This window comes from Streptomyces sp. MS19 (assembly GCF_047200595.1).
Lineage (GTDB): Bacteria > Actinomycetota > Actinomycetes > Streptomycetales > Streptomycetaceae > Streptomyces.
In genome coordinates this window covers 75,217-99,773 of sequence record NZ_JBJZOH010000002.1, presented here as the reverse complement: position 1 = coordinate 99,773, position 24,557 = coordinate 75,217, and the positions used below count along the sequence as shown (strand labels likewise).

At 72.6% G+C, this 24,557-nt stretch carries 22 protein-coding genes; 15 read left to right on the top strand and 7 right to left on the bottom strand.

What is annotated here, in order from left to right:
- The first annotated feature begins 3 nt into the window (after positions 1–3).
- Together ACL02R_RS02995 and ACL02R_RS02990 are read left to right on the top strand one after the other, a co-directional pair.
- The gene (locus ACL02R_RS02995; RefSeq protein ID WP_412795249.1) at positions 4–1,383 is read left to right on the top strand and encodes a sensor histidine kinase; all 1,380 of its coding nucleotides are present in this window, start codon (positions 4–6) and stop codon (positions 1,381–1,383) included.
- Complete coding sequence (locus ACL02R_RS02990; protein ID WP_412795248.1) at positions 1,380–2,051, top strand: response regulator; 672 nt, start codon at positions 1,380–1,382, stop codon at positions 2,049–2,051. The genes ACL02R_RS02995 and ACL02R_RS02990 overlap by 4 nt, the downstream gene beginning before the upstream one ends.
- 16 nt (positions 2,052–2,067) lie before the next feature.
- Here ACL02R_RS02990 and ACL02R_RS02985 read toward each other — a convergent pair whose 3' ends face one another.
- From ACL02R_RS02985 to nadA, 3 genes are all read right to left on the bottom strand, one after another.
- Positions 2,068–3,054: an alpha/beta fold hydrolase gene (locus ACL02R_RS02985; RefSeq protein ID WP_412795247.1), complete on the bottom strand. Its 987-nt coding sequence runs from the start codon at positions 3,052–3,054 to the stop codon at positions 2,068–2,070.
- 93 nt (positions 3,055–3,147) lie between these two features.
- A complete protein-coding gene (locus tag ACL02R_RS02980; protein ID WP_412795246.1) occupies positions 3,148–4,005 on the bottom strand; it encodes a GNAT family N-acetyltransferase in 858 nt (285 codons plus the stop codon).
- A gap of 56 nt (positions 4,006–4,061) precedes the next feature.
- Positions 4,062–5,252, bottom strand: coding sequence for a quinolinate synthase NadA (nadA, locus tag ACL02R_RS02975; protein ID WP_412795245.1), 1,191 nt, complete (start codon positions 5,250–5,252; stop codon positions 4,062–4,064).
- A 290-nt stretch (positions 5,253–5,542) separates the two neighbouring features.
- Here nadA and ACL02R_RS02970 point away from each other — a divergent pair, with 290 nt between their 5' ends.
- Positions 5,543–5,896 carry a HesB/IscA family protein gene (locus ACL02R_RS02970; RefSeq protein ID WP_362963398.1) on the top strand — a complete coding sequence of 118 codons (354 nt, stop codon included), beginning with the start codon at positions 5,543–5,545 and terminating at the stop codon, positions 5,894–5,896.
- 91 nt (positions 5,897–5,987) lie between these two features.
- On the opposite strand, the gene ACL02R_RS02965 is transcribed toward ACL02R_RS02970, so the two are convergent.
- Complete coding sequence (locus ACL02R_RS02965) at positions 5,988–7,547, bottom strand: hypothetical protein (RefSeq protein ID WP_412795244.1); 1,560 nt, start codon at positions 7,545–7,547, stop codon at positions 5,988–5,990.
- A gap of 168 nt (positions 7,548–7,715) precedes the next feature.
- On the opposite strand from ACL02R_RS02965, the gene ACL02R_RS02960 reads away from it, so the two are divergent.
- The gene (locus ACL02R_RS02960) at positions 7,716–8,693 is read left to right on the top strand and encodes a carbohydrate kinase family protein (RefSeq protein ID WP_412795243.1); all 978 of its coding nucleotides are present in this window, start codon (positions 7,716–7,718) and stop codon (positions 8,691–8,693) included.
- 21 nt (positions 8,694–8,714) lie between these two features.
- Here ACL02R_RS02960 and ACL02R_RS02955 read toward each other — a convergent pair whose 3' ends face one another.
- Complete coding sequence (locus ACL02R_RS02955; RefSeq protein WP_412795242.1) at positions 8,715–10,142, bottom strand: cysteine desulfurase/sulfurtransferase TusA family protein; 1,428 nt, start codon at positions 10,140–10,142, stop codon at positions 8,715–8,717.
- Between the two features lie 230 nt (positions 10,143–10,372).
- Between ACL02R_RS02955 and coxB the strand changes: the two genes are divergently transcribed.
- The 4 genes from coxB (at position 10,373) to ACL02R_RS02935 (ending at position 14,930) form a co-directional block, all read left to right on the top strand.
- Positions 10,373–11,341, top strand: a complete 969-nt coding sequence (coxB, locus tag ACL02R_RS02950) for a cytochrome c oxidase subunit II (protein WP_412795241.1) — start codon at positions 10,373–10,375, stop codon at positions 11,339–11,341.
- Positions 11,338–13,065: a cytochrome c oxidase subunit I gene (ctaD, locus tag ACL02R_RS02945; RefSeq protein ID WP_412795240.1), complete on the top strand. Its 1,728-nt coding sequence runs from the start codon at positions 11,338–11,340 to the stop codon at positions 13,063–13,065. Before coxB ends, ctaD begins: the two co-directional genes overlap by 4 nt.
- Positions 13,062–13,460 carry a cytochrome c oxidase subunit 4 gene (locus ACL02R_RS02940; RefSeq protein ID WP_362963386.1) on the top strand — a complete coding sequence of 133 codons (399 nt, stop codon included), beginning with the start codon at positions 13,062–13,064 and terminating at the stop codon, positions 13,458–13,460. The genes ctaD and ACL02R_RS02940 overlap by 4 nt, the downstream gene beginning before the upstream one ends.
- 156 nt (positions 13,461–13,616) lie before the next feature.
- The gene (locus tag ACL02R_RS02935) at positions 13,617–14,930 is read left to right on the top strand and encodes an Ig-like domain-containing protein (protein WP_412795239.1); all 1,314 of its coding nucleotides are present in this window, start codon (positions 13,617–13,619) and stop codon (positions 14,928–14,930) included.
- A gap of 86 nt (positions 14,931–15,016) precedes the next feature.
- Here ACL02R_RS02935 and ACL02R_RS02930 read toward each other — a convergent pair whose 3' ends face one another.
- Positions 15,017–15,418, bottom strand: a complete 402-nt coding sequence (locus ACL02R_RS02930) for a hypothetical protein (protein WP_412795238.1) — start codon at positions 15,416–15,418, stop codon at positions 15,017–15,019.
- Positions 15,419–15,518: 100 nt separating this feature from the next.
- On the opposite strand from ACL02R_RS02930, the gene ACL02R_RS02925 reads away from it, so the two are divergent.
- The 5 genes from ACL02R_RS02925 to trpD all read left to right on the top strand — a co-directional run bounded on the left by ACL02R_RS02925 (position 15,519) and on the right by trpD (position 20,974).
- The gene (locus ACL02R_RS02925; protein WP_412795427.1) at positions 15,519–16,139 is read left to right on the top strand and encodes a heme-copper oxidase subunit III; all 621 of its coding nucleotides are present in this window, start codon (positions 15,519–15,521) and stop codon (positions 16,137–16,139) included.
- Between the two features lie 84 nt (positions 16,140–16,223).
- A complete protein-coding gene (locus ACL02R_RS02920; protein ID WP_412795237.1) occupies positions 16,224–17,033 on the top strand; it encodes a c-type cytochrome in 810 nt (269 codons plus the stop codon).
- On the top strand, positions 17,030–18,097 hold the full coding sequence (locus ACL02R_RS02915) for a Rieske 2Fe-2S domain-containing protein (RefSeq protein WP_412795236.1): 1,068 nt from the start codon (positions 17,030–17,032) through the stop codon (positions 18,095–18,097). Before ACL02R_RS02920 ends, ACL02R_RS02915 begins: the two co-directional genes overlap by 4 nt.
- A complete protein-coding gene (locus ACL02R_RS02910; protein WP_412795235.1) occupies positions 18,094–19,749 on the top strand; it encodes a cytochrome b in 1,656 nt (551 codons plus the stop codon). The genes ACL02R_RS02915 and ACL02R_RS02910 overlap by 4 nt, the downstream gene beginning before the upstream one ends.
- A gap of 160 nt (positions 19,750–19,909) precedes the next feature.
- A complete protein-coding gene (gene trpD, locus ACL02R_RS02905; protein WP_412795234.1) occupies positions 19,910–20,974 on the top strand; it encodes an anthranilate phosphoribosyltransferase in 1,065 nt (354 codons plus the stop codon).
- A 43-nt stretch (positions 20,975–21,017) separates the two neighbouring features.
- Here trpD and ACL02R_RS02900 read toward each other — a convergent pair whose 3' ends face one another.
- Positions 21,018–21,299, bottom strand: coding sequence for an Lrp/AsnC family transcriptional regulator (locus tag ACL02R_RS02900; RefSeq protein WP_412795233.1), 282 nt, complete (start codon positions 21,297–21,299; stop codon positions 21,018–21,020).
- A gap of 262 nt (positions 21,300–21,561) precedes the next feature.
- Here ACL02R_RS02900 and ACL02R_RS02895 point away from each other — a divergent pair, with 262 nt between their 5' ends.
- A complete protein-coding gene (locus tag ACL02R_RS02895) occupies positions 21,562–22,905 on the top strand; it encodes an NYN domain-containing protein (RefSeq protein WP_412795426.1) in 1,344 nt (447 codons plus the stop codon).
- 523 nt (positions 22,906–23,428) lie between these two features.
- On the top strand, positions 23,429–24,478 hold the full coding sequence (locus ACL02R_RS02890; RefSeq protein WP_412795232.1) for an NlpC/P60 family protein: 1,050 nt from the start codon (positions 23,429–23,431) through the stop codon (positions 24,476–24,478).
- The last annotated feature ends 79 nt before the right edge of the window (positions 24,479–24,557 follow it).

The following is a 24,557-nucleotide window of genomic DNA, read 5'->3' as shown; positions in this document are numbered from 1 at the left end:
GCCGTGAATCCCGAGCAAGGCATCCGCGTCGGCCAGTGGGTACGCCGTCACCCGCTGGCGACCGACGCGATCTTCGCGGCCTTCGTGCTCGTCGGGATTCTGTGCGCCGCCGTGACGGTCTACGGGCATCCGGCGGGCACCGGTTTCGGCAAGCGGCACCTGGCCGGGCACACCGTCCTCATCTCGGTCGCCGCCTGCGCCGTGCTGGTGGCGCGCCGCCGCTACCCGATCTGCGTCCTGGCCACGGTCAGCGGCCTCGTCATCACGGAGCTGGTCCTCGGCAGCGTCACCTACGAGCCCGAACGGCGCAGCTCCTCGCTGGTGATCGCCGTCGTCATCGCGCTGTTCACCGTCGCCCTGCGCACGGACCGCAACACCACGCGCCGCGCCGCCGTCACCACCGTCGCCGTCCTGACGCCGGTCGCCATGGTCTTCGGCACGCGGCCCTGGTACTCGTCCGACAACCTCGGCGTCTTCGCCTGGACCGCGCTCGCCGCCGTCACCGGCGAGGCCGCCCGCAGCCGCCGCGCCATGTTCGAGGCGATCAGGGAACGGGCCGAGCGCGCCGAGCGCACCCGCGAGGAGGAGGCGCGCCGCCGCGTCGCCGAGGAGCGCATGCGGATCGCCCGCGAGCTGCACGACGTCGTCGCGCACCACATCGCGCTCGTCAACGTCCAGGCCGGCGTCGCGTCGCACGTGATGGACTCACGCCCCGACCAGGCCAAGGAGGCGCTCGGCCACATCAGGGACGCCAGCCGCCGCGCCCTGGGCGAGCTCCAGAGCACCGTCGGCCTGCTGCGGCAGCAGGACGACCCGATCGCCCCGACCGAGCCCGCGCGCGGCCTCGCGGGCCTCGACGACCTGGTGGACGGCTTCCGCAAGGCGGGCATGACCGTGTCGGTGCACGCACCCGCCGCCGCCGGGCCGCTCCCCTCGGCCGTGGACCTGACGGCCTACCGCGTCGTCCAGGAGGCGCTGACCAACGTGCACAAGCACGCCGGCCCGGCGGCCAGCGCGTGGGTGCGCATCGTCCGCACCGGCGTCCCGGCCGGCCCCGAGCTGACCGTCACCGTGGACGACGACGGGCCGCGCCCGGCCGCCGCCCCGCAGCGGGGCGCCGCCCGCGCGTACGGCAGCGGGCACGGCCTCACCGGCATGCGCGAGCGGGCCGCCGCCCTGAGCGGCACCTGCGAGGCCGCGCCGCGCGACGACCACGGCTTCCGCGTCCGCGTGACGCTGCCCCTGGTCGCCCCGCGCCCGGCCGGGGCGGACGCGGCCACCGCCGAGGACGCCCGCCCCGAGGCGCGGCCGGGCAGGACGGCGAAGCCGTGCGGGTCCGTGGCGGCGCACGCCGGTTCGCACCGCTCGCGGCGGCCCGCGTGATCCGTGTCGTGCTCGCGGACGACCAGGCGCTGCTGCGCAGCGCGTTCCGCGTGCTGGTGGACTCCGACCCGGGGATGACCGTCACGGGCGAGGCGGCCGAGGGCGCCGAGGCGCTGCGGGTCATCCGCGAGGCGGGCGCCGATGTCGTCCTGATGGACATCCGCATGCCCGGCATGGACGGTCTCGCCGCCACCCGCGCCATCGGCGAGGACCCGGCGCTCGCGGGGGTGAAGGTCGTCATCCTCACCACCTTCGAGTCGGACGACTACGTGCTGGAGGCCCTGCGCGCGGGCGCCTCCGGCTTCCTCGGCAAGGGCGCCGAGCCCGCCGACCTGCTGCACGCCATCCGGCTGGCGGCGGCGGGCGAGTCGCTGCTCTCCCCGGCCGCCACGCGCGGCCTGATCGCCCGCTTCCTCTCCTCGGACGGGACGGCCGAGGACGCGCTCGACCCCTCGGTCCTCGACGTCCTCACGGCGCGGGAGCGCGAGGTCCTCGTGGAGGTGGCCGGGGGGCTGTCGAACGACGAGATAGCCCAGCGGTTCCACGTCAGCCCGCTCACCGTCAAGACGCACATCAACCGGCTGCTGACCAAGCTGTCCGCGCGCGACCGCGCCCAGCTCGTCGTGACGGCGTACGAGACCGGCCTCGTCCGCCCGCGCGGCGGCTGACCCCGCCCGTTCCCGTTCAGGCGGCGGGCAGGGCGGCCAGCCAGGCCGTCAGCAGGCGGCCGACCTCGCCGGGGCGCTCCTGCTGGACCCAGTGGCCGCAGCCCTCCAGCAGGTGCGAGGACACGAGGCCGGGCAGTGTCGTGGGGAAGGCGTCGATCGCGTCCGCGAGCCATGTCGTCGAGGCGTCGCGGGTGCCGCCGATGAACAGGGACGGCTGTGTGACGGGTGCGCCGTCCCAGGGGGCGAGGTCCTCCCAGTCGCGGTCCATGTTCCGGTAGCGCGCCAGCGCCCCGCGCAGGCCGGTCCGCTCGAACTCCCCGGCGTAGACGTCGAGATCGTCCTCGTCCAGCCACGCGGGCAGCCGCCCGGCCGGGAACCGGTCGCGCAGCGTGCCGCCCGGGGACACGAAGTGCGGGTCGGGGGCGTCGGCGGCGGGCATGGTGTCGGCGGAGAGCGCCGCGTAGAAGCCGGCGAGCCAGCCGCGCACGTCCGGCTCGATCTCGGCCTCGGCGCGGCCCGGCTCCTGGAAGTACGACACGTAGAACTCGTCGCCGCCGCCCCCGCGCATCGCGGCGAACGCCTCGCTCGGGCGCGGCCCGCCGCGCGGCGCGTACGGCACGCTCAGCATGCCGACCGCCCGGAACACGTCGGGCCGCAGGAGGGCGGCGTGGGCGGCGATGCCCGCGCCCCAGTCGTGGCCGACCGCCACGGCGGTCCGCTCGCCCAAAGCGTGGACGACGGCGGCGGCGTCCTCCACCAGCTCGGCCATGCGGTACGCGGCGTCGCCGGCCGGACGGGAGGAACGCCCGTACCCCCGCACGTCCACCGCCACGGCGCGGTACCCGGCGGCGGCCAGGACGGGCAGCTGGTGCCGCCAGGAGTACCAGGACTCCGGGAAGCCGTGCAGCAGCAGCACCAGCGGCCCGCTTCCCTGCTCGGCCAGATGGACACGGCCCGCCGGGGACGGGACCAGGCGGTGGATCGGCTGCGCGTACTGCGGCATCGGCGCTCCCAGGGGGTGTCGGACGGCTCGGCACGATCCTGCGCGACCCCGCCGCGCCCGCCCAGGAACCTTGCCGTTCCGGCAAGCCGCCCCTCAGAGGAAGGCCGCCGAGGGGATGTACGGGCGGGGCGGGCGCATGCCGCGCAGGCACAGGAAGCCGCCGGTGTGCAGGGAGAGCCCGGCCGCCAGGCCCACGTCCACGGCCCACTCCTGCTCGGCCGTCAGCCGGGGGATGCTCGCGGTGGCGCCCGGCGGGAGGCTGTGCAGCGCGGACGCCAGCAGCCGTACGGCGATGCGCCGCGACGTCGCCGCCAGCAGTTCGACGCCGCCCTCGCCGTCCAGGTAGCAGTAGCCGCTGCCCGCCAGGTCGTCCGCGACCACGACGCGGCAGTGCCGCAGCAGCTCCTCGTGGTCGGGGCCGTGGGCGCTGCCGCGCAGCCGCCGGTCCACCGAGTCCATCAGGTCGCGGTGCACCGCGCCGCCCTCGATCGCGGGGCCGTCGGGGACGGTCAGCCGCGACGCGTCCACCGGCCCGGTCATCCGCATCAGCGGGTGCAGCGCGAACCCGGCGCGGCGGAAGACCCGTACGGCGATGGGGTGCGTCCCGGCGCAGACCATGCCGCGCAGGGCGCCCCGGGCGTACGCCATGCTGCGGCGCAGCAGTTCGGTGCCGACGCCCTTCTCGCGCGCCTCGGGGACGACGGCGAGCAGCGTCAGGCCCCAGAGCGTGTCGCGGCGCCCGGCGAGCGCGGCGCCCACCGGGCGGCCCGCCGCGTCCTCGGCGAGCCAGCAGCCCTCCGGGTCGGCGGCGGCGAAGTGCCGGGTCACGCGCTGGTGCCACGCCGTCCTGGCGGCGGACCAGGCCCCGCCGCCGTCCTCCTCGGCCGCCGCCGCCACCGCGCGTACGGCATCGGCGTCCTCGCGGGTGTCCCGGACACGGCGCAGCAGCATGGGCCGATCCTGCCCGCCGGACGGCGTGTCCGCCACACCGTCCGGCGGCCCGCGTGTCACGGCAGGGCGAGCATGCGCTCCAGGGCGAGCTTGGCGAAGTGCTCGGTCTCGGCGTCCACCTGGATGCGGCCCACGACCTTGCCGTCCGCGAGGGATTCCAGGGCCCAGACGAGGTGGGGGAGGTCGATGCGGTTCATGGTGGAGCAGAAGCAGACGGTGCGGTCGAGGAAGACGACTTCCTTGCCCTCGGGGGCGAAACGATTCGCCAGACGGCGGACGAGGTTCAGTTCCGTCCCGATGGCCCAGCGGCTCCCGGCGGGCGCCGCCTCCAGCGCGGCGATGATGTGCTCGGTCGAGCCCACCCGGTCGGCGGCGGCCACGACCTCGTGCCGGCACTCCGGGTGCACCATCACCGTGACGCCCGGGACGCGCTCGCGCACCTCGTTCACCGATTCGAGGGAGAAGCGGCCGTGCACCGAGCAGTGGCCGCGCCACAGGATCATGCGGGCGCGGCGCAGCGCGTCGGGGGTGAGGCCGCCGTTCGGCTTGTGCGGGTTCCACACGACGCAGTCGTCGAGCGACATGCCCAGGTCGCGGACGGCGGTGTTGCGGCCGAGGTGCTGGTCGGGGAGGAAGAGGACCTTGCCCTCGCCGTCGGCGCGCTGCGCGAAGGCCCACTCCAGGGCGCGCTGCGCGTTGGACGAGGTGCACACCGTCCCGCCGTGGCGGCCGGTGAACGCCTTGATGTCGGCCGAGGAGTTCATGTACGTGACGGGCACGGTCGCGTCCGCGACGCCCGCCTCGGTCAGCGCGTCCCACGCGTCGGCGACCTGTTCGGCGCTCGCCATGTCGGCCATCGAGCAGCCGGCCGCGAGGTCGGGGAGGACGACCTGCTGCGCGTCCGAGGTGAGGATGTCGGCGGACTCGGCCATGAAGTGCACGCCGCAGAAGACGATGTACTCGGCCTGCGGGCGGGCCGCCGCGTCACGGGCCAGCTTGAACGAGTCGCCCGTCACGTCGGCGAACTGGATCACCTCGTCGCGCTGGTAGTGGTGGCCGAGGACGAACACGCGCTCGCCGAGCCGTTCCTTCGCGGCGCGGGCGCGTTCCACCAGATCGGGGTCGGAGGCCGCCGGGAGGTCGCCCGGACAGTCCACGCCGCGCTCGCTCGCCGGGTCGGCCCCCCGGCCGAGCAGCAGCAGCGCCAGGGGAGAGGGCTTGACGTCCAGGCTCTGGGCGGTGGTCACGGCACCCACCCTTCTTTCTCGTGGTCGTGGGCGGTTGTGGTGGTCCGGAATGCCAGCCGCCCTTTTCGTCGTACTGACACAATGGATGATAACCCTCTTCGCGTCAGTCTGACGATGCCGATTGCGTCACTCGCCTCCCGCCGCCCTGCCCGCCCGCCGCCCGGTGTGCGAGCATGAAGGGAGAAGAGACGTCCGCAAGCCCAGCAACGGGCGGTGGGAATAAATCCGGAAGGACCGCTGTTCCGGTCCGCTGCCAGTGCATTCCGAACGAGTACCCGGGAGAGACGCAGATGTCCGTTACGGAAAAGGCCGCCGTGAGCGACGGCATCATCCTTTCCGACGCGGCCGTGGACAAGGTCAGGGGCCTCCTTGACCAGGAGGGGCGCGACGACCTCGCGCTCCGTGTCGCGGTCCAGCCCGGAGGGTGCTCCGGCCTGCGCTACCAGCTGTTCTTCGACGAGCGGTCCCTCGACGGCGACGTCGTGAAGGACTACGACGGCGTCAAGGTCGTCACCGACCGCATGAGCGCCCCCTACCTCGGCGGCGCGTCCATCGACTTCGTGGACACCATCGAGAAGCAGGGCTTCACCATCGACAACCCCAACGCCACCGGCTCCTGCGCCTGCGGCGACTCCTTCAGCTGAGCACGTCCGGCTGGACGACCGAGGCGGCGGCCCCCCAGGGACCGCCGCCTCCGTCATGCCAGGACCGCCGTGCGGTGACCATCCCACGGGATCACCGCACGGGCAGCTCCGAGCCGTCCTCGGCCAGCACGGAACGGTCGCCCACCGGCGCGTCCAGCGCGACCTCGACCGTCTGCTCCTCGGCGACCAGGATGCAGTTCTCCCCGCTGGGCCGCCCCGCCGCCTCGACGCCGAGCGTCACGCCGTCCGCCGACTCCTCGGCCACGCCCGCGTACTCGTCGCACACCCCGCCCCAGAAGCGCAGGGTCAGCGTGCGGTCGCCCTCGTCGTAGGGCGCCACGGACATGCCCGTCTCGGGCGCCTCCTCACCGCTCCCCGGGCCGGCCGGGGCCTCGCCGGGGCTGCTGCCGGAGCTGTCCGAGCTGTCCGAGCTGTCCGAGCTGTCCGAGCTGTCTGAGCTGCCGGCCTCGTCACCCGCGTCATTCCCGTCCACCGGCGCGTACTCGTACGCCACCGCCGGCTGCTGCGCGGGATACGGATCGCCCGCCGCCACGTCCGCCGGACGGAACAGCCACGACGGCACGAGCACCGGCTCCTCGTCCGAGTAGCGCAGCGCGAGACCGAACTCAGCCGTCACCGGCAGCGGTTCAGCCGGCACTCCCGGCCCCTCGGGCGCGCACGGCAGCACGGCGATCTCACCGCCGCCCCCGCCCGTCTCCGCGCCGGGCACCGCCTCCGGGTCCGGCAGCGCCGTCTCCACCGGCGCGCAGGGCTCGATCCCCCAGGCGGCACCGTCCCCGGGCAGCGCCGCGTTCCACTCGTCCAGCGCCTCCTCGGCGCCGACCGCCGCACGCTCCTCGGCCGCGACCGGCGTGGCCAGCGAGCCGTACGCCGCCACGACCGCGCCGCCCGCCGCGACGTGCGCCGTTGTCTCCATGCCGCTCACCGGCAGGCCGTCCACCAGCGGGACCACCTGGACGAGCCGCACGTCACCGGCCGTCCGCGACGCGTCCACCCGCGCGTCCGCCGCGTCCGCGAGCCCCAGCGCCGCCAGCAGCGGGGCGACCGCCTCCCTGGCCTCGTTCTCGTCCGGCACGCCGCCCGACGGGAGCTGCTCGGTCAGGTCACGCTCGACGGGCGTGTCAGGGGCCGCCGCGCTCACGCCGCCGCCGTAGCTCCAGACACCCGGCGCCGCCTGCTGCACGGTCAGCGCCCCGCCGTCCGCGTCCGGGCCGCTCGCCGTCCACGCCCCGGCGCTCTCCCGCAGCGGGCCCTCGACGCCCAGCGAGGCGGCGAGCCCGGCGGCGGTCTCCTCGGGGACGTCCGCCTCGAAGCGGTGCACGGTCGCCAGGTCGGGGCCGTCCGGCAGCGGGCCGTCCGCCGTCAGCTCCCGCGGCATGAGCGCGATGTCCGGCGCGGGCGCCGACTCCGACAAGCCGGCGGCCCAGCCGCCCGTCCCGTCGAGGAGCAGCACCGGGGTCCCGTCGTCGGCCGGCGCACCGCCGTCGGGCTCGGCATCGCCCACGGCGCCCACGGCGAGACAGGCCCCGCCCGCGATCGCCGCGGTGGCCACGGCCACCCCGGCCGCCACGATCCACCGGCGGCGCCCGGCGTGCCCGCCCGCCTCGGGCATGGCCTCCTTCTGGGGCACAGGGGCCTCCTGGGACCCGGGTGTCTCGTCCTCAGCCACGACCATCGCTCCTCGTGCTCTCGGAAGTGCCGCTTCACGTACGCCGGTTGGACGGCACGCGACCGTGATTGGTTCCCTGCCGGTAGCCTGGGGGCTTTCCGCCGCCGTCTCCCAGGGAGCCAAGCCGCCGTGCGAATCGCCGTTTCGGGCTCGATCGCCCACGACCATCTGATGACGTTCCCCGGCCGGTTCGTCGATCAGCTCGTCGGGGACCAGCTGCACACCGTCTCCCTCTCCTTCCTCGTCGACTCCCTCGACGTGCGGCGCGGCGGCGTCGGCGCCAACATCTGCTACGGGATGGGCCAGCTCGGCGCCGCGCCCATCCTGGTCGGCGCGGCGGGCCAGGACTTCGACGAGTACCGCGCCTGGCTCGACCGGCACGGCGTGGACACCGGCTCCGTCCGCATCTCCGAACTCCTGCACACCGCCAGGTTCGTCTGCACCACCGACGCCGACCACAACCAGATCGGCTCCTTCTACACCGGCGCCATGAGCGAGGCCCGGCTCATCGAGCTCCAGACCGTCGCCGACCGCACCGGCCCCCTCGACCTCGTCCACATCGGCGCGGACGACCCCGAGGCGATGCTGCGCCACTCCGAGGAGTGCCGTACGCGCGGCATCCCGTTCGCCGCCGACTTCTCCCAGCAGCTCGCCCGCATGGAGGGCGACGAGATCCGGAGCCTCACCGAGGGCGCCGCGTACCTCTTCCACAACGAGTACGAGAAGGCGCTCATCGAGACCAAGACCGGCTGGAGCGCCGAGGACGTCCTCGCCCGCGTCGGCACCCGCGTCACCACCCTGGGCGCGCGCGGCGTCCGCATCGAGCGCGCCGGGCAGCCGCCCATCGAGGTCGGCTGCGCCGAGGAGCGGGTGAAGGCCGACCCGACCGGTGTCGGCGACGGCTTCCGCGCGGGCTTCCTCGCGGGGCTGGTCTGGGGCGTCTCGCTCGAACGCGCCGCGCAGGTCGGCTGCATGGTCGCCACGCTGGTCATCGAGACCGTCGGCACGCAGGAGTACACGCTGGCGCGCGACGCCTTCATGGAGCGGTTCACCAAGGCGTACGGCGACGACGCCGCCGCCGAGGTGCGCGCCCACCTGGCCGTCTGAGCCGCGCGGCGGCGCCCCGGCTCAGCCGTCGCGCCGCACCCGGTAGGCCGTCCCCGGCCCGTCGGGGTTGGGCCGCTCGTCCACGAAGGTGTGACCCCGCATGGCGCACCACGCGGGGATGTCGAGGCGCGCCGCCGGGTCGTCGGCCAGGACGGTGACGGTGCCGCCCACCGGGACGCGGCCGATCTCGCGCGCCAGGTCGATCACGGGCAGGGGGCAGAGCTTCCCGAGGGCGTCCAGCGTGCGCGACCCCGGCCCGTCCCCGTCCCCGTCCCCGTCCCCGTTCCCGTCCCCGTCACCGTCCGGCACCGTGTCCGGCGGCGCCAGCGCGGCCCGTACCCCGGCCACCGCGTCCGGCAGCACGGCGAGGAAGCGCGCCACCTCCTCCTCCGCCGTCCCCGGCGGCAGCGACACCCGCACGTTGCCCTCCGACAGCACGCCCATCGCCACCAGGACATGGCTGGGCGTCAGCGTGCTCGACGTGCACGAGGAGCCGGACGACACGGAGAAGCCCGCGCGGTCCAGCGCGTGCAGCAGGGCCTCGCCGTCCGCGTAGAGACAGGAGAACGTGACGATGTGCGGCAGCCGGTGCACCGGGTCGCCCACCACCGCCACGTCGGGGACCAGGCGCGGCACCTCGCCCCTGATCCGGTCCACGAGCGCCGCGAGCCGCGCGCCCTCGGCCACCGCCGCCGCCCGCACCGCGCGCAGCGACGCCGCCGCCGCGACGATCGCCGGGATGTTCTCGAAGCCGGGCGCACGCCCCGACTCCCGCTCGTCCACCGGCGCGCGCGGCGCGAAACGCGCCCCCTTACGCACCACGAGCAACCCGACGCCGCCCGGCCCGCCCCACTTGTGCGCGCTCGCCGCGAGCAGCGACCAGTCCCCGGCCGGCTTCTCCCAGCCCAGCGACTGCGCCGCGTCCACCAGCAGCGGCACGCCGCGCGCCCGGCACACGTCCGCCACCTCCGCCACCGGCTGCCGCGTCCCCACCTCGTGGTTGGCGCTCTGCACGCACACCAGCGCCGCCTCAGGGCCCTCGTCCAGCGCCTCGGCGACCACGTCCGGCGCGACCCGCCCGCCGCGGTCCACCCCGATCTCCCGTACGACACCGCCCGCGTCCGCATGGGCCTGCGCCGCATGCAGTACGGCCGAATGTTCGACCGCGGAGACGAGCAGACGCCGGCCCACCCGCGCGCGGCCCGCCAGCGCGCCCGCGACACCGGTGTGCAGGGCGCGCGTTCCCGAGGGGGTGAACACCAGCTCGTCCGGGCGGCACCCGACCTCCTCCGCCGCAGTCTCCCGCGCGGCGTCGAGCAGCAGCCGCGCCCTGCGGCCCTCACGGTGCAGACGGCCGGGATCGGCCCAGCCGTCGTCCAGCGCGGCGAGGTACGCCTCCCGCGCGATCGGGTGCGGCGGCAGCGAGGAGGCGGCGTCGAAATAGGGCACGCCCGGAACGCTAACCCCTGACGCGCCGCCCCCCGCCGCCGCCCGCCGCCGCCCGCCGCCACGCGCGGCCCCTTCCGGCGCGTTAGACGCACCCTCCCCGCGTGGCGCCAGGGAGCGTCCAGTAGGGTTTGCTCCGCATAAACATCCAAACCCCTGCCCGTGTCAGGGCCGGCCCCCGCTCCGTGCGAAGGCAGCCCGGACCATGGGCGAGACTCCCGGGAAGGCGCTACGTGAGTCCCAACGGCTCCGACCGCTCGTCGCGGCGCCCGATGCGGCGGAGGATTCTGCCGCAGGCGCTCCTTGCGGGCCTGGTCCTGGCAACCGCCACAGGTTGCACATCCGAGGACTTCCCCCGCCTCGGCATGCCCACCCCCGTGACGGAGGAGGCGCCGCGCATCCTGTCCCTCTGGCAGGGTTCATGGGCCGCCGCGCTCGCCACGGGCGTGCTGGTCTGGGGCCTGATCCTGTGGAGCGTGTTCTTCCACCGCCGGTCGCGGACCAAGGTCGAAGTCCCTCCGCAGAACCGGTACAACCTCCCCATCGAGGCGCTGTACACGCTCGTCCCGCTGATCATCGTCTCGGTGCTGTTCTACTTCACCGCGCGCGACCAGACCGAACTGCTGAAGACCTCCGACCGGCCGCCGAACGTGGTGAACGTCGTCGGTTTCCAGTGGAGCTGGGCGTTCAACTACATCCAGCCGGTCGGTGTCGGCGACGAGTACGCCGAGGACGCCCCCGAGCTGGAGTCCATCCCGGACCGGTACAAGGAGAGCTTCCCGGAGAACGCGGACGGCGTGTACGAGGTCGGCACCCCGGCCGACCACGACCCGGAGACCGGCGACCCGGGCCCGACCCTGGTCCTCCCGGTGGACGAGCCGACCCAGTTCATCATCACCTCACGGGACGTCAACCACTCCTTCTGGGTGCTGCCGTTCCTGATGAAGATGGACGCCATCCCGGGCCACACCAACAGGTTCGAGGTCACGCCGACCCGTGAGGGCACGTTCCGGGGCAAGTGCGCCGAACTGTGCGGTGTCGACCATTCCAGCATGCTCTTCAACGTCAGGGTCGTCTCCCGCGAGGAGTACGACGACTACCTCCAGAGCCTGGCGGACGAGGGACAGACCGGCTACCTGCCGGCCGGTATCGAGCAGACCGATGCGGCCCGCAACGCCGAGACCAACGAGGGGCGATCGTGAGTATCCTCGAAGAACGGCAGGCGGCCGACACCGTGGCGGCGCCGCCACCGGCCGCGCGGCCGAAGAAGCCCGGCGCCACCGTGATCAAGTGGCTGACGACCACCGACCACAAGACGATCGGGTCGCTGTACCTGATCACCTCGTTCGCCTTCTTCATCTTCGGCGGCATCATGGCGCTCGTCATGCGCGCCGAGCTGGCCAGGCCGGGCATGCAGCTGGTCTCGAAGGAGCAGTTCAACCAGCTCTTCACCATGCACGGCACGGTCATGCTGCTGATGTTCGCGACCCCGCTGTTCTCCGGCTTCGCGAACTGGATCATGCCGCTCCAGATCGGTGCGCCCGACGTGGCGTTCCCGCGGCTGAACATGTTCGCGTACTGGCTGTACCTCTTCGGCAGCCTGCTCGCCGTCGGCGGCTTCCTGACCCCCCAGGGCGCGGCCGGGTTCGGCTGGTTCGCCTACTCGCCGCTGTCCGACGCGATCAGATCGCCAGGACTCGGCTCCGACATGTGGATCATGGGCCTGGCGTTCTCCGGCTTCGGCACCATCCTGGGCTCGGTCAACTTCATCACCACCATCATCTGCATGCGCGCCCCCGGCATGACGATGTTCCGGATGCCGATCTTCACCTGGAACGTCCTGCTGACCGGTGTGCTCGTCCTGCTCGCCTTCCCGGTGCTGGCCGCCGCGCTCTTCGCCCTGGAGGCCGACAGGACCTTCGGGGCCCATATCTTCGACGCGGCAAACGGCGGCGCGATCCTGTGGCAACACCTCTTCTGGTTCTTCGGCCATCCAGAGGTGTACATCATCGCCCTGCCGTTCTTCGGCATCATCTCCGAAGTCATCCCGGTGTTCAGCCGCAAGCCGATCTTCGGCTACATCGGCCTGGTCGCCGCGACCATCACCATCGCCGGCCTCTCGGTGACGGTGTGGGCCCACCACATGTACGTGACGGGCGCGGTGCTGCTGCCGTTCTTCTCCTTCATGACATTCCTCATCGCGGTACCGACCGGTGTGAAGTTCTTCAACTGGATCGGCACGATGTGGAAGGGATCACTGAGTTTCGAGACACCGATGCTCTGGTCCATCGGATTCCTGATCACCTTCCTCTTCGGTGGTCTGACCGGTGTCATCCTGGCCTCCCCGCCGCTCGACTTCGCCGTCTCCGACAGCTATTTCGTGGTGGCCCACTTCCATTACGTGGTGTTCGGCACGGTCGTGTTCGCGATGTTCGCCGGATTCCACTTCTGGTGGCCCAAGTGGACCGGCAAGATGCTGGACGAACGGCTCGGCAAGATCACGTTCTGGACGCTGTTCATCGGCTTCCACGGCACGTTCCTCGTCCAGCACTGGCTGGGCGCCGAGGGCATGCCCCGCCGCTACGCGGACTACCTCGCGGCGGACGGCTTCACCGCGCTGAACACCATCTCCACCATCAGCTCGTTCCTGCTCGGCCTGTCGATGCTGCCGTTCTTCTACAACATCTGGAAGACCTGGAAGTACGGCGAGCCGGTCAACGCCGACGACCCGTGGGGCTACGGCCGTTCGCTGGAGTGGGCGACCTCGTCGCCCCCGCCGCGGCACAACTTCATCACCCTGCCCAAGATCCGCTCCGAGTCGCCCGCCTTCGACCTGCACCACCCCGAGGTCTCGGCGCTCGACTCGCTGGAGAACGACGCCAGGCACGAGCTGGAGGCCATCACCGGCAAGGAGGCCGGCCAGTGAGAATCCAGGGACACCTCTTCAGCTGGCTCGCGGTCTTCATGCTGGCCGTGGCGGTCGTCTACGGCGTGTGGTCCAAGGAGCCGGTGGGCACCACCGGTCTCTTCCTGGCCTTCGCGCTGAGCGCCATGATCGGCTTCTACCTGGTCTTCACCGCCCGCCGGGTGGACGCCGGAGCCCAGGACAACAAGGAGGCCGACGTCGCGGACGACGCCGGCGAGGTCGGCTTCTTCAGCCCGCACAGCTGGGCGCCGCTGGCCCTGGCCGGTGGCGGTCTGTTCGCCTTCATGTCCCCGGTCTTCGGCTGGTGGCTGCTCTACTTCACCGCCCCGCTGCTCCTCGTGGGCCTGTGGCTGTGGGTCTACGAGTACTACCGGGGCGAGAACCAGAACCAGTGACGGCGGCCTGACGGCCCCACGACACCCGGACGGGTGGTCCGCGCGCACACCGCGCGGACCACCCGTTCCGCGTTCCGCCACCCCGCCGCGCACCCGCCCCACCCGTATGCAGTCACTCAGCGTGCCCCCTCGGGTGAGCGTCCTTACGGTGTGGTCATGAGTCAGAAAACTCGGATACAGCTCGGCTGCGCCCTCATACTGGCCCCGCTGATGGCCGGGCTCACCGCGTGCGGTGGCGGCGCGAAGCCCCTGGCCGGCGAGGCGTACGACGCCGCCGGACAGCTCTCCTTCGGCACCGCCGGGAAACGCGACGGTGCCGAGGTCGATCCCGACGCCCCCCTGGACATCACCGCCAAGGGCTCGGGCTCGCGGATCACCGACGTGGTCGCCACCGACGGCGACGGCCGCACGCTCACCGGCGAACTCACCGCCGACGGCCGGGGCTGGCGCAGCACCACGCCCCTGGCCGCCGGTGCCGAGTACACCGTCAAGGTGAGCACGGAGAACGGCAGCGGCTCACCCGGCCGCGGCGTCCACACGTTCCGCACCCGCGAGTCGGACGCGCAGCGCCTCGACGTCACGTTCGGCCCCGACGCGGGCACCTACGGCGTCGGGCAGCCGCTCACCGCCACGCTCACCGAGGCCGTCAGCGACCCGGCCGAGCGCGCCGTCGTGGAGGCCGCCCTGACCGTCACCTCCGAGCCCGCCGTCGAGGGCTCCTGGCACTGGGTGGACGACAAGGAACTGCACTACAGGCCCCAGGAGTACTGGCCGTCCAACGCCACCGTCACCGTCACCTCGCGGCTCGACGGCCTGCCGATACGGAAGGACCTGCGCGGCGGCGAGGGCAAGAAGCTCAAGCTGACGACGGGCGACCGCGTGGAGGCCGTCGCCGACATCAGCTCGCACCACATGACGGTCTCCGTCAACGGCGAGGAGGTGAAGACCCTGCCCATCACCACGGGCAAGGAGGGCTTCGCCACCCGCAACGGCAAGAAGGTCGTCCTCGGCCGCGAGCAGTACGTGCGGATGACCGGTACCAGCATCGGCATCCCGGCGGGCTCGGCCGACTCGTACGACCTGCCGGTCTACTGGGCCGCACGGCTGACGTGGAGCGGCGAGTACGTCCACGGCGCGCCCTGGTCGGTCGGCTCGCAGGGCTCGGCCAACGTCAGCCACGGCTGCACCGGCCTGAGCACCGAGAACGCCCAGTGGTTCTACGAACTCGTCAAGCCGGGCGACATCGTGGAGCACGTCAACGGCTTCGGCGAGGACATGGCGCCGTTCGGCAACGGCTTCGGCGACTGGAACCTCAGCTGGGACGAGTGGCTGGCCGGCAGCGCCCTCCAGGACGCCGCGGACGGCGGCGAGAAGCGTGAGAAGGCGGCCGAGGACACGAAGACCGAGCGGCGCGACGGGGAGAGCGGCAACGGCAAGCCCGCCGAGAGCCGCCTGAGCCCCGCCGTCTGAGCCCGTTCCCGTACCCTTTCCTGACTCCAGCACCCGCACCCGTCAGCGGCGCCCGAGGGCGCCGCTGAGTGCTGTGCCGGCGCCCGTCAGACGCGGGCGGGCAGGGCCGTACGGAGCAGCGACGTCAGCCCGGCGGCGAGATCCACGGGGTCGATCGGGTGAGGCACGGCCGCCTCCGCGCGGCTCCAGGTGGCCAGCCAGGCGTCCTGCGGGCGCCCGATCAGCAGCAGCACCGGCGGGCACGCGAAGATCTCGTCCTTGATCTGCCGGCACACGCCCATGCCCCCGGCGGGCACCGCCTCGCCGTCCAGGACGCACAGGTCGATGCCGCCCTTCTCCAGCTCCGTCAGCACGGTCGGGAGCGTGGCGCACTCGACGTACTCGATCTCCGGAAGGTCGGCGGCCGGACGGCGGCCCGCCGCGAGCCGCACCTGCTCGCGGGTGTTCACGTCGTCGCTGTACACCAGCACCGTGGCGGTGCGTCCCATCGTTCCTCCGCGGGTCGCGTGGGTTCCGTTGCGCGGATGCTACTCCGTGGACACACCGAACCCCACCCCCGAGACAGACGCCGGAACGGCGACCGACATAATGACGGGCGTGGCGACAGCAACAGCAGTAGAAACAGGGCACGCGACCCCCTCGGTCAACCGACCGAACGTCACCAGCGTCGGAACGGTCATCTGGCTGAGTTCCGAGCTGATGTTCTTCGCGGCCCTCTTCGCGATGTACTTCACCCTGCGGTCGGTGATGGGGGCTGACTTCTGGAGCGAGAAGGCGGATGCGCTGAACGTCCCCTTCTCGCTGGGGAACACCACGATTCTGGTGCTCTCCTCCCTGACCTGCCAGCTGGGCGTGTTCGCGGCGGAGCGCGGCGACGTCAAGAAGCTCCGCGGCTGGTTCGTGATCACTTTCGTCATGGGCGCGATCTTCATCGGCGGCCAGGTGACGGAGTACACCGAGCTGGTGAAGCACGAGGGCATCTCGATCTCCTCCGACCCCTACGGCTCGGCGTTCTACCTCACCACCGGGTTCCACGGCCTGCACGTCCTCGGCGGCCTGATCGCGTTCCTCCTCGTCCTCGGCAGGACCTACGCGGCCCGGCGGTTCACGCACGAACAGGCCACCACGGCGATCGTCGTGTCGTACTACTGGCACTTCGTGGACGTCGTGTGGATCGGCCTCTTCGCCACCATCTACCTGATCCAGTAGGCGTCGGTCGCCGTTGCCTCACCGCACATCCGCATGCCCGACCCATCAGCACCGACGCAGAAGATCCTGATACCGGGGTAATCCGTGAAAAAGCTCTCCGCACGACGGCGCCATCCGCTGGCGGCGCTCGTCGTCCTCCTCCTCGCGCTGGCGGCCACAGGGGGGCTGTACGCCGCGTTCGCTCCCGCGGGTGAGGCGCAGGCCGACAACTCGGCCCAGTCCCTTGCCATCGAGGAGGGCAAGCAGCTGTACGACGTCGGCTGCTCCAGCTGCCACGGCAGCAACGGGCAGGGCGGCAGCGACGGCCCGTCCCTGGTGGGCGTCGGCGCGGCGGCCGTCGACTTCCAGGTCGCCACCGGCCGCATGCCGCTCCAGCAGCCGGGCCCGCAGGCGCCGGTCAAGCCGGGCGTGTACACGCAGGCCGAGATCGACCAGCTCGCCGCCTACATCGCCTCCCTCGGTCCGGGCCCCGCCGTCCCCGAGGCATCCGCGTACGACCCGGCCGACGGTGACGTGGCACGCGGTGGCGAGCTGTTCCGCTCGAACTGCTCGCAGTGCCACAACTTCACCGGCGAGGGCGGCGCGCTGACGCACGGCAAGGAAGCACCCAACCTCCACAACGTGGAACCCCGCCACATCTACGAGGCCATGCTCACCGGCCCGCAGAACATGCCCTCCTTCCCGAACACCACGCTCACCGAGCAGGACAAGCGGGACATCATCGCCTGGCTCGACGAGGTCAACACCTCGGACTCCCCGCAGCCCGGCGGCTTCTCGCTCGGTGGCTACGGCCCGGTCGGTGAGGGTCTGTTCGCCTGGACGATCGGCATCGGCGCCCTCATCGCCGTGGCCGTCTGGATCGGCGCCCGGAGCACGAAGGCCAGGAAGTCATGAGTAGCCACGACGAACCCGAATCGCAGCACGGCGCCGAGGACGAGAACCTCCCGGAGCACCGGCAGGACGGCGCGCTGACCCCGGCGGACGACCCGTTCGCCGACCCAGGACTGCCGGCGCACGAGTACCGCAGGCAGGACATCGACGAGCGGGCCGCCAAGCGGTCCGAGCGCACGGTCGCCCTCCTGTTCACGGTCTCGATCCTGGCGACGATCGGCTTCATCGCCGCGTACGTCGCCATCCCGATCGACCGGATCGTGTACATCTGGCCGGTCGGCCACGTCAGCGGGCTGAACTTCGCCCTCGGACTGACCCTCGGCCTCGCCCTCTTCTGCATCGGCGCGGGCGCCGTCCACTGGGCGCGCACCCTGATGGGCGACGAGGAACTGGTCGACGAGCGCCACCCGATCGAGGCAACGCCCGAGGTCCGCGAGGAGGTCTTCGCCGACTTCCGCAAGGGCGCCGCCGAGTCGCAGTTCGGCCGCCGCAAGCTGGTGCGCAACACGATGCTCGGCGCGGTCGCGGTCGTCCCGCTGGCCGGCGTGGTCCTGCTGCGCGACCTCGGCCCGCTGCCGCACGACAAGCTGCGGCACACCAAGTGGAAGAAGGGCTCGCTGATCATCAACGAGTCCACGATGCAGCCGCTGCGTCCCGAGGACATCACCGTCGGCTCGCTCACCCAGGCGATGCCCGAGGGGATGAGCCCGCACGACGAGGACTTCCACGCGGAGATCGCGAAGGCCGCGGTCATGCTGGTCCGCCTCCAGCCCGACGACATCAAGGACAAGAAGTCGGCGGACTGGGGTCACGAGGGCATCCTGTGCTACTCGAAGATCTGCACGCACATCGGCTGCCCGGCGACGCTGTACGAGCAGCAGACCCACCACGCGCTGTGCCCCTGTCACCAGTCCACGTTCGACCTCTCGGACGGCGCCCGGGTCCTCTTCGGCCCGGCCGGCCACCCGCTGCCGCAGCTGCGTATCACTGTGAACGACGACGGGTACCTCGAAGCGCTCGGCGACTTCGAAGAGCCCCCCGGCCCGAGCTTCTGGGAGCGCGGATGAGTACGGCGACGGACGCCCCGAAGACCGCGGACGCGCCGCGGCGGGGGACCAAGGCACCCGCGGGCGAACGCGTCGCGGACTGGGCCGACGGCAGGCTGGGCATCTACAGCCTCGCCAAGGCCAACATGCGGAAGATCTTCCCGGACCACTGGTCGTTCCTGCTGGGCGAGATCTGCCTCTACAGCTTCATCATCATCATCCTGACCGGCGTGTACCTGACGCTCTTCTTCGTGCCGAGCATGGCCGAGGTCGAGTACCACGGCCCGTTCAAGCCGATGCAGGGCATCATGATGACGGAGGCGTACGCCTCCGCCCTGGACATCAACTTCGAGGTCCGCGGCGGCCTGCTGGTCCGGCAGATCCACCACTGGGCCGCGCTGATCTTCGTGGTGGGCATCTTCTGCCACATGTTCCGCGTGTTCTTCACCGGCGCGTTCCGCAAGCCGCGTGAGATCAACTGGCTGTTCGGCTTCCTGCTGCTGGTCCTGGCGGTCTTCACCGGTCTGACCGGCTACTCGCTGCCCGACGACGCGCTGTCCGGCATCGGCATCAGGTTCATGGAGGGCGCCATCCTGGCGGTGCCGATCGTGGGCACCTACCTCCAGATGTTCATCTTCGGCGGGGAGTTCCCGGGGCACGACATCATCCCGCGGTTCTTCGTCGCGCACGTCCTGCTGCTGCCCGGCATCATGCTGGGCCTCGTGGTCGCGCACCTGATCCTGATCGTGTACCACAAGCACACGCACTACGCCGGGCCCGGCAGGACCAACGAGAACGTGGTCGGCCCGCCGCTGCTGCCCGTGTACATCGCCAAGGCCGGCGGCTTCTTCTTCCTGGTCTTCGGCGTCATCGCGGCCATCGCGGCGACCGTCACGATCAACCCGATCTGGGTGATGGGCCCCTACCGGCCGGACCAGGTGTCCACGGACGCCCAGCCGGACTGGTACCTCGGCTTCTCCGAGGGACTGGTGCGCATGATGCCGGGACTTGAGTGGGTGCTGCCCGGCGGCTACACGCTGAACTTCGGCCTGCTCGTGCCGCTCGCGGTCTTCCCCGGCCTGCTGGTCGCGATCGGCGCCTACCCGTTCTTCGAGGCCTGGGTCAACCGCGACCCGCGCGAGCACCACATCGCGCAGCGGCCGCGCAACGCCCCGACCCGCACCGCCTTCGGCATGGCCTGGCTCACCGCCTTCGGCGTGACCATGCTGGCCGGTGGCAACGACGTGTGGGCCGTGAACTTCAACCTGTCGATCAACGCGATCACGTGGTTCTGCCGCATCGGTTTCTTCGTGCTGCCGCCGATCGCGTTCGTCCTCACGCGCCGGATCTGCCTCGGCCTCCAGCGCCGCGACCGCGACAAGGTGCTGCACGGCCGCGAGTCCGGCATCATCAAGCGGCTGCCGCACGGCGAGTTCATCGAGGTGCACGAGCCGCTGCCGCAGGACAAGCTGTACACGCTCACCGCGCACGACCAGCTCAAGCCGTACGAGATCGGTCCCGAGACCGACGAGAACGGCGTGCGGCGCAAGGTCGGTCCGCTGGAGCGGGCGCGTGCCCGCGTCAGCCGCGGCTACTACGGGGACCACGGGCAGATCCCCAAGCCGACGCGCGAGGAGTACAAGGAGATCACGAGCGGTCACGAGCACCACTGACCGCCCGCTCCACCCCGTTCGCCGCCGCGGCCCCCACCTCTCCGGGTGGGGGCCGCGGCGCTCGGCTAGGCTCGGCACGGCCCCGGGCCGCGCACGCCCGGCGAGCCGCAGAAGCAGTCCGGCCGAAGAAGCCGGCCCACCCGAGCCAGGAGTGATTCCCATGAGCGCTGTGATCCCCGCCGGAGGCGACCACGCGGCGGCGCGCACCTGGCCGGACGTGCTGAGCACCCTCGTCGCCGGGCGTGACCTGACCACCGCCGAGGCCGCCTGGGCGATGAACGGCATCATGGCGGGCGAGGCGACCGACGCGCAGATCGCCGGGTTCGCCGTCGCCCTGCGCGCCAAGGGCGAGACGGTGGACGAGATCGCCGGTCTCGTCCGCGCCATGTACGAGCACGCCAACCTGATCGAGGTGCCCGGCCCGACCGTGGACATCGTGGGCACCGGCGGCGACCGGGCCCGTACGGTCAACATCTCCACCATGGCGTCGGTCGTCGTGGCCGGTACGGGCGCCCGCGTCGTGAAGCACGGCAACCGGGCGGCGTCCAGCGCCAGCGGCGCGTCCGACGTGCTGGGGCGGCTCGGCGTGAACCTGGACCTCACCCCGGCGCGGGTCGCCGAGGTGGCGGTCGAGGCGGGCATCACGTTCTGCTTCGCCGTCAAGTTCCACCCGGCGCTGCGGCACGTGGCGGTGGCGCGGGGCGAGCTGGGTATCGCCACCCCGTTCAACTTCCTCGGCCCGCTGACCAATCCGGCCCGGGTCACCGCGCAGGCGACGGGCGTCGCGGACGCGCGGATGGCGCCGATCCTGGCGGGCGTGCTCGCCGAGCGCGGCAGTTCGGCGCTGGTCTTCCGGGGCGACGACGGGCTGGACGAACTGACGGTGACGGCCACGTCCACCGTCTGGGTCGTCCGGGACGGAAAGGTGCGGGAGCAGTCGTTCGACCCGCGCAGCGTGGGTATCGACCTGGTGCCGGTGGAGGCGCTGCGGGGCGGGGACGCGGCGTTCAACGCGGACGTCGCGCGCCGCGTGCTCGGCGGCGAGACGGGCCCGGTACGGGACGCCGTCCTGCTGAACGCCGCCGCCGCCCTGACCGCCCTGCACCCGCGGGACGTCCCGCTGGAGGAGCAGCTCGTCGAGGGCATCGCGCGCGCGGCGGAGTCGGTCGACAGCGGCGCGGCCATGGCGACGCTGGAGCGCTGGGTCGCGGCCACCACCGCCTGACGCGGCGGCATACGGAAAACCGCGGTGCCCCTCGAAGCGGAACCTACGCGTCGAGGCCGATCGCGAAGGCGGCCTCCAGGTCATGCTGCGAATAGGTGCGGAAGGCGATGTGCGTCTCGGTGGCGACGACCCCGGGGATCTTGCTGATGCGCCCCGGGATGACCTCGGCCAGCTCCTCGTGACTGCGCACGCGCACCATGGCGATCAGGTCGTGCGGCCCCGTCACGGAGTAGACCTCGCTGACGCCCTCCAGCGACGCGATCCGCTCCGCGACCTCGGGGACGCGGTCCACACTGGTCTTGATCAGCACGATCGAAGTGATCACGGATGGGTCCCTTCCGGCGGTGGTCCTGCTCTGCGGGTGCGGCGCGCGGGAGCGCGGGTCCCGGCGGTGCGGCGGGTGGCCGGACGGCGCGCCGGGCGCGGTGACGCAGGCTTCACCTTAGCCCGCCGCGGCAGACGTGGCCGCTACCAGGCCGTAGGGTGAACGGGGACGACAGACAGGCTGACGGACGGTGTGCGCGGTGACGGAACCGACAGAGGGGGCGCGGGGTGGGGAGGGTGACGAACGGCCCGAGGCGGCAGGCGTGTCCGCGGGTCCGGCCGGACCGGCCGAGCCGGCCGAGACTCTGGACCGCCCGCTGCCCGAACGTGTCAGGCACCGTGTCGTCGCGCTCGCTGCCGAGGCGTTCGGCGGGCTGACACCGGCCGAGCTGCCGGCCACCCTGCGGCAGTACGCGCGGTTCACGCCGTCGCGGCGCGTGCGGTTCGGCGGGAACGCGATGGCCGCCGCCCTGGAGAGCGACGCCGTCTTCCGCGCGCGGGTCGGGGCGCGGCTGTCCCAGACCGCCCCCGAGCTGGCCGAGGCCGTCGAGCACGGCACCCCGCCGCCCGCGGCCGACCCGGTCGAGGTGGCCGCCGTCGCGTTCGTCCTGCGGCCCGCCGGGTGGGCGAAGCTGGTCGCCGCCGCGGGCGAGGAGGCGCAGCGCGCGCAGGAGGAACGCGTCGGGCAGGAGCGCGAACGCGAACTGGCGCGCCTGCGCGAGGAGCTGGCCCAGGCGCGCGCCGCCGCCCGTACGGACGGGGAGCGGCTGCGGACCGAACTGGAGGCCGCGCGCAAGGAGGCGGACGCCGTGCACCGCAAGCTGCGCAGCGCGCAGAGCGACGTACGGCGCGGCGAGGCGGCGCTGCGGAAACTGCGGGCCGAGCTGGAGGACGTCAGGGCGGAGGCGGCGACGGCCCGCGCCGCGTCCGACGGCGAGGCGCGGCGGCTGCGGGCGCGGCTGGCCGAGGCGGAGTCGGCGCTGGAGTCGAGCCGCAAGGCGGTCCGCGAGGGGCGCGGCATCGAGGACATGCGGCTGCGGCTGCTCCTCGACACGGTTCTGGACGCCACGCAGGGGCTGCGGCGCGAACTGGCGCTGCCGCCCACCCGGCTGAAACCGGCGCAGACGGTGGAGGCCGTCGAGCCAGGCGACCCGAATCCGCAGGACATCGCCCACCGGGCGCTGGCCGCCGACGACCCGGCGCTGCTCGACCAGCTCCTCGCGCTGCCGCAGGCGCACCTGGTCGTGGACGGCTACAACGTCACCAAGTCCGGCTATCCCACGATGCCGTTGGAGAAGCAGCGGCTGCGGCTGATGGGCGGCCTCGCGGTGCTCGCCGCGCAGACGGGCGCCGAGATGACCTGCGTCTTCGACGGTGCCGAGCTGGCCGCGCCGGTGCTGCTGACGCCGCCGCGCGGGGTGCGGGTGCTGTTCAGCAAACCGGGGGAGACGGCGGACGAGCTGATCAGGCGGCTGGTGCGCGCCGAGCCGCCGGGCAGGCCGGTGGTGGTCGTCTCGTCCGACCGCGAGGTGGCGGACGGGGTGGCCAGGTCGGGGGCGCGGCCGGTCGCCTCGGTGCTGCTGCTGAAGCGGCTCGCCAGGACCTGACGGCGGCCCTTCCCCTTCTTCTGTCCGGGGCGGGCGCCCGTCCGCCGGGCGGAGCGCGCACGGGCGGCCACGCGCCCGCGGACGCTGCCGGACGCCGGGACGCCGCCCGGCCGTGACGGTGTCAACTGGGCGGTGCCGCCGGGCGGGTCCCGCCGCGCGCCGCCGATTCCCGTCACTGTACGGGGGGTTCGTGTGCCCGCGCGCACGCGCGTGGGCGATCCGTCCCGTTCGACCGGTTCGGGCTGTTCGAACGATTGGCGCCGGAGAGGGGCGGTTTCCGGCCCCGGATCACCCACGCAGCGTGGGGAATTGGACGCGGGCCGTGCTCGTCGGGTAAAAACTGGCCACGGGGATTTGAACCTGGTAAACCCCTGTCGCTAGGGTCAGGCGTCGAACCTTCGCGCGGTAGATCGTCCATCCGGGGCGGCTGCGAAGGAACCGCCGAATCCGCGGCTCGCCGCGGGCCGGGGTGTTCTCGTCCCCCACACCCGGCAGGCGGCTGAGGAAGAAGGAGCTCGCCCCAGTGGCGTCCCACCGTCGTCCCAAGCAGCCGAGCCGCGCCCGCGTCACCTTCTTCGGCGCCGCCGCCACCGCTGCCGCCACCGTCGGCATCACCGCGACCTCCGCCCAGGCCGCCCCGCAGCCCACCATCGACGAGGTCCAGGCCGAGGTTGACAGCCTCTACGAGGAGGCCGAGGCCGTCACCGAGGAGTACAACGGCGCCAAGGAGCGCGAGGAGGAGCTGGAGGCGGCCGTCGAGGACCTCCAGGACTCCGCCGCCCGCGGCCAGGACGAGCTGAACGAGCTGCGCGGCAGCCTCGGTTCCATCGCCGCCGCGCAGTACCGCAACGGCGGGCTCGACCCGTCCGTGCAGCTGTTCCTCTCCTCCGACCCGGACGCGTACCTCAGCCGGGCGTCCACGCTCGACCAGGTCAGCGGCCGCCAGGCCGAGACGCTCCAGCTCATCGAGGGCAAGCAGCGCATCCTGGACCAGCAGCGCGCCGAGGCCGCCGACGCGCTGGCCGAACTGGAGTCCCTGCGCTCCGACCTCGGCGACCAGAAGGAGACCATCCAGGGCAAGCTCAGCGAGGCCCAGGCGCTCCTCAACCAGCTCAGCGAGGAGCAGCGCGCCCAGATCGCCGCCCAGGAGGCCGCCGACCGCGAGGCCGCCGAACGGGCCTCCCGCGCCGAGCCCCGCGGCGACATCACGCCCGTCGAGGGCTCGGGCTACGCGGTGGCCGCGCTCAACTACGCGATCGGCAAGCTCGGCTCCCCCTACGTCTTCGGCGCCTCCGGCCCCGGCTCGTTCGACTGCTCGGGCCTCACCAGCTGGGCCTACGCGCAGGCCGGTGTCGCGCTGCCGCGCACGTCGCAGTCCCAGGCCGGGGTGGGCACCCGCCTCGGGGCCAGCGAACTCGCCCCCGGCGACCTGGTGTTCTTCTACGGCGACCTCCACCACGTCGGCCTGTACGCGGGCAACGGGCAGGTCGTCCACGCGCCGCGGCCCGGACAGAGCGTCGAGTACATCGGCCTCAACGTGATGCCGTTCCAGTTCGGCGTGCGCGTCGCCTGACCCGCCGCGGCGGTCCGGCCCGCGCCGGGTTACCCCGCCGGGCGTTCTCCCACACCTCCCGAGCCGGGCGCGTGACGCG

Excerpts from the sequence above, each read along its gene's own strand:
- ACL02R_RS02985 (WP_412795247.1), bottom strand. The coding sequence starts at position 3,054 with ATGCCGCAGTACGCGCAGCCGATCCACCGCCTGGTCCCGTCCCCGGCG.
- ACL02R_RS02980 (WP_412795246.1), bottom strand. The coding sequence starts at position 4,005 with ATGCTGCTGCGCCGTGTCCGGGACACCCGCGAGGACGCCGATGCCGTA.
- ACL02R_RS02970 (WP_362963398.1), top strand. The coding sequence starts at position 5,543 with ATGTCCGTTACGGAAAAGGCCGCCGTGAGCGACGGCATCATCCTTTCC.
- ACL02R_RS02935 (WP_412795239.1), top strand. The coding sequence starts at position 13,617 with ATGAGTCAGAAAACTCGGATACAGCTCGGCTGCGCCCTCATACTGGCC.
- ACL02R_RS02930 (WP_412795238.1), bottom strand. The coding sequence starts at position 15,418 with ATGGGACGCACCGCCACGGTGCTGGTGTACAGCGACGACGTGAACACC.
- ACL02R_RS02925 (WP_412795427.1), top strand. The coding sequence starts at position 15,519 with ATGACGGGCGTGGCGACAGCAACAGCAGTAGAAACAGGGCACGCGACC.
- ACL02R_RS02915 (WP_412795236.1), top strand. The coding sequence starts at position 17,030 with ATGAGTAGCCACGACGAACCCGAATCGCAGCACGGCGCCGAGGACGAG.
- ACL02R_RS02910 (WP_412795235.1), top strand. The coding sequence starts at position 18,094 with ATGAGTACGGCGACGGACGCCCCGAAGACCGCGGACGCGCCGCGGCGG.
- trpD (WP_412795234.1), top strand. The coding sequence starts at position 19,910 with ATGAGCGCTGTGATCCCCGCCGGAGGCGACCACGCGGCGGCGCGCACC.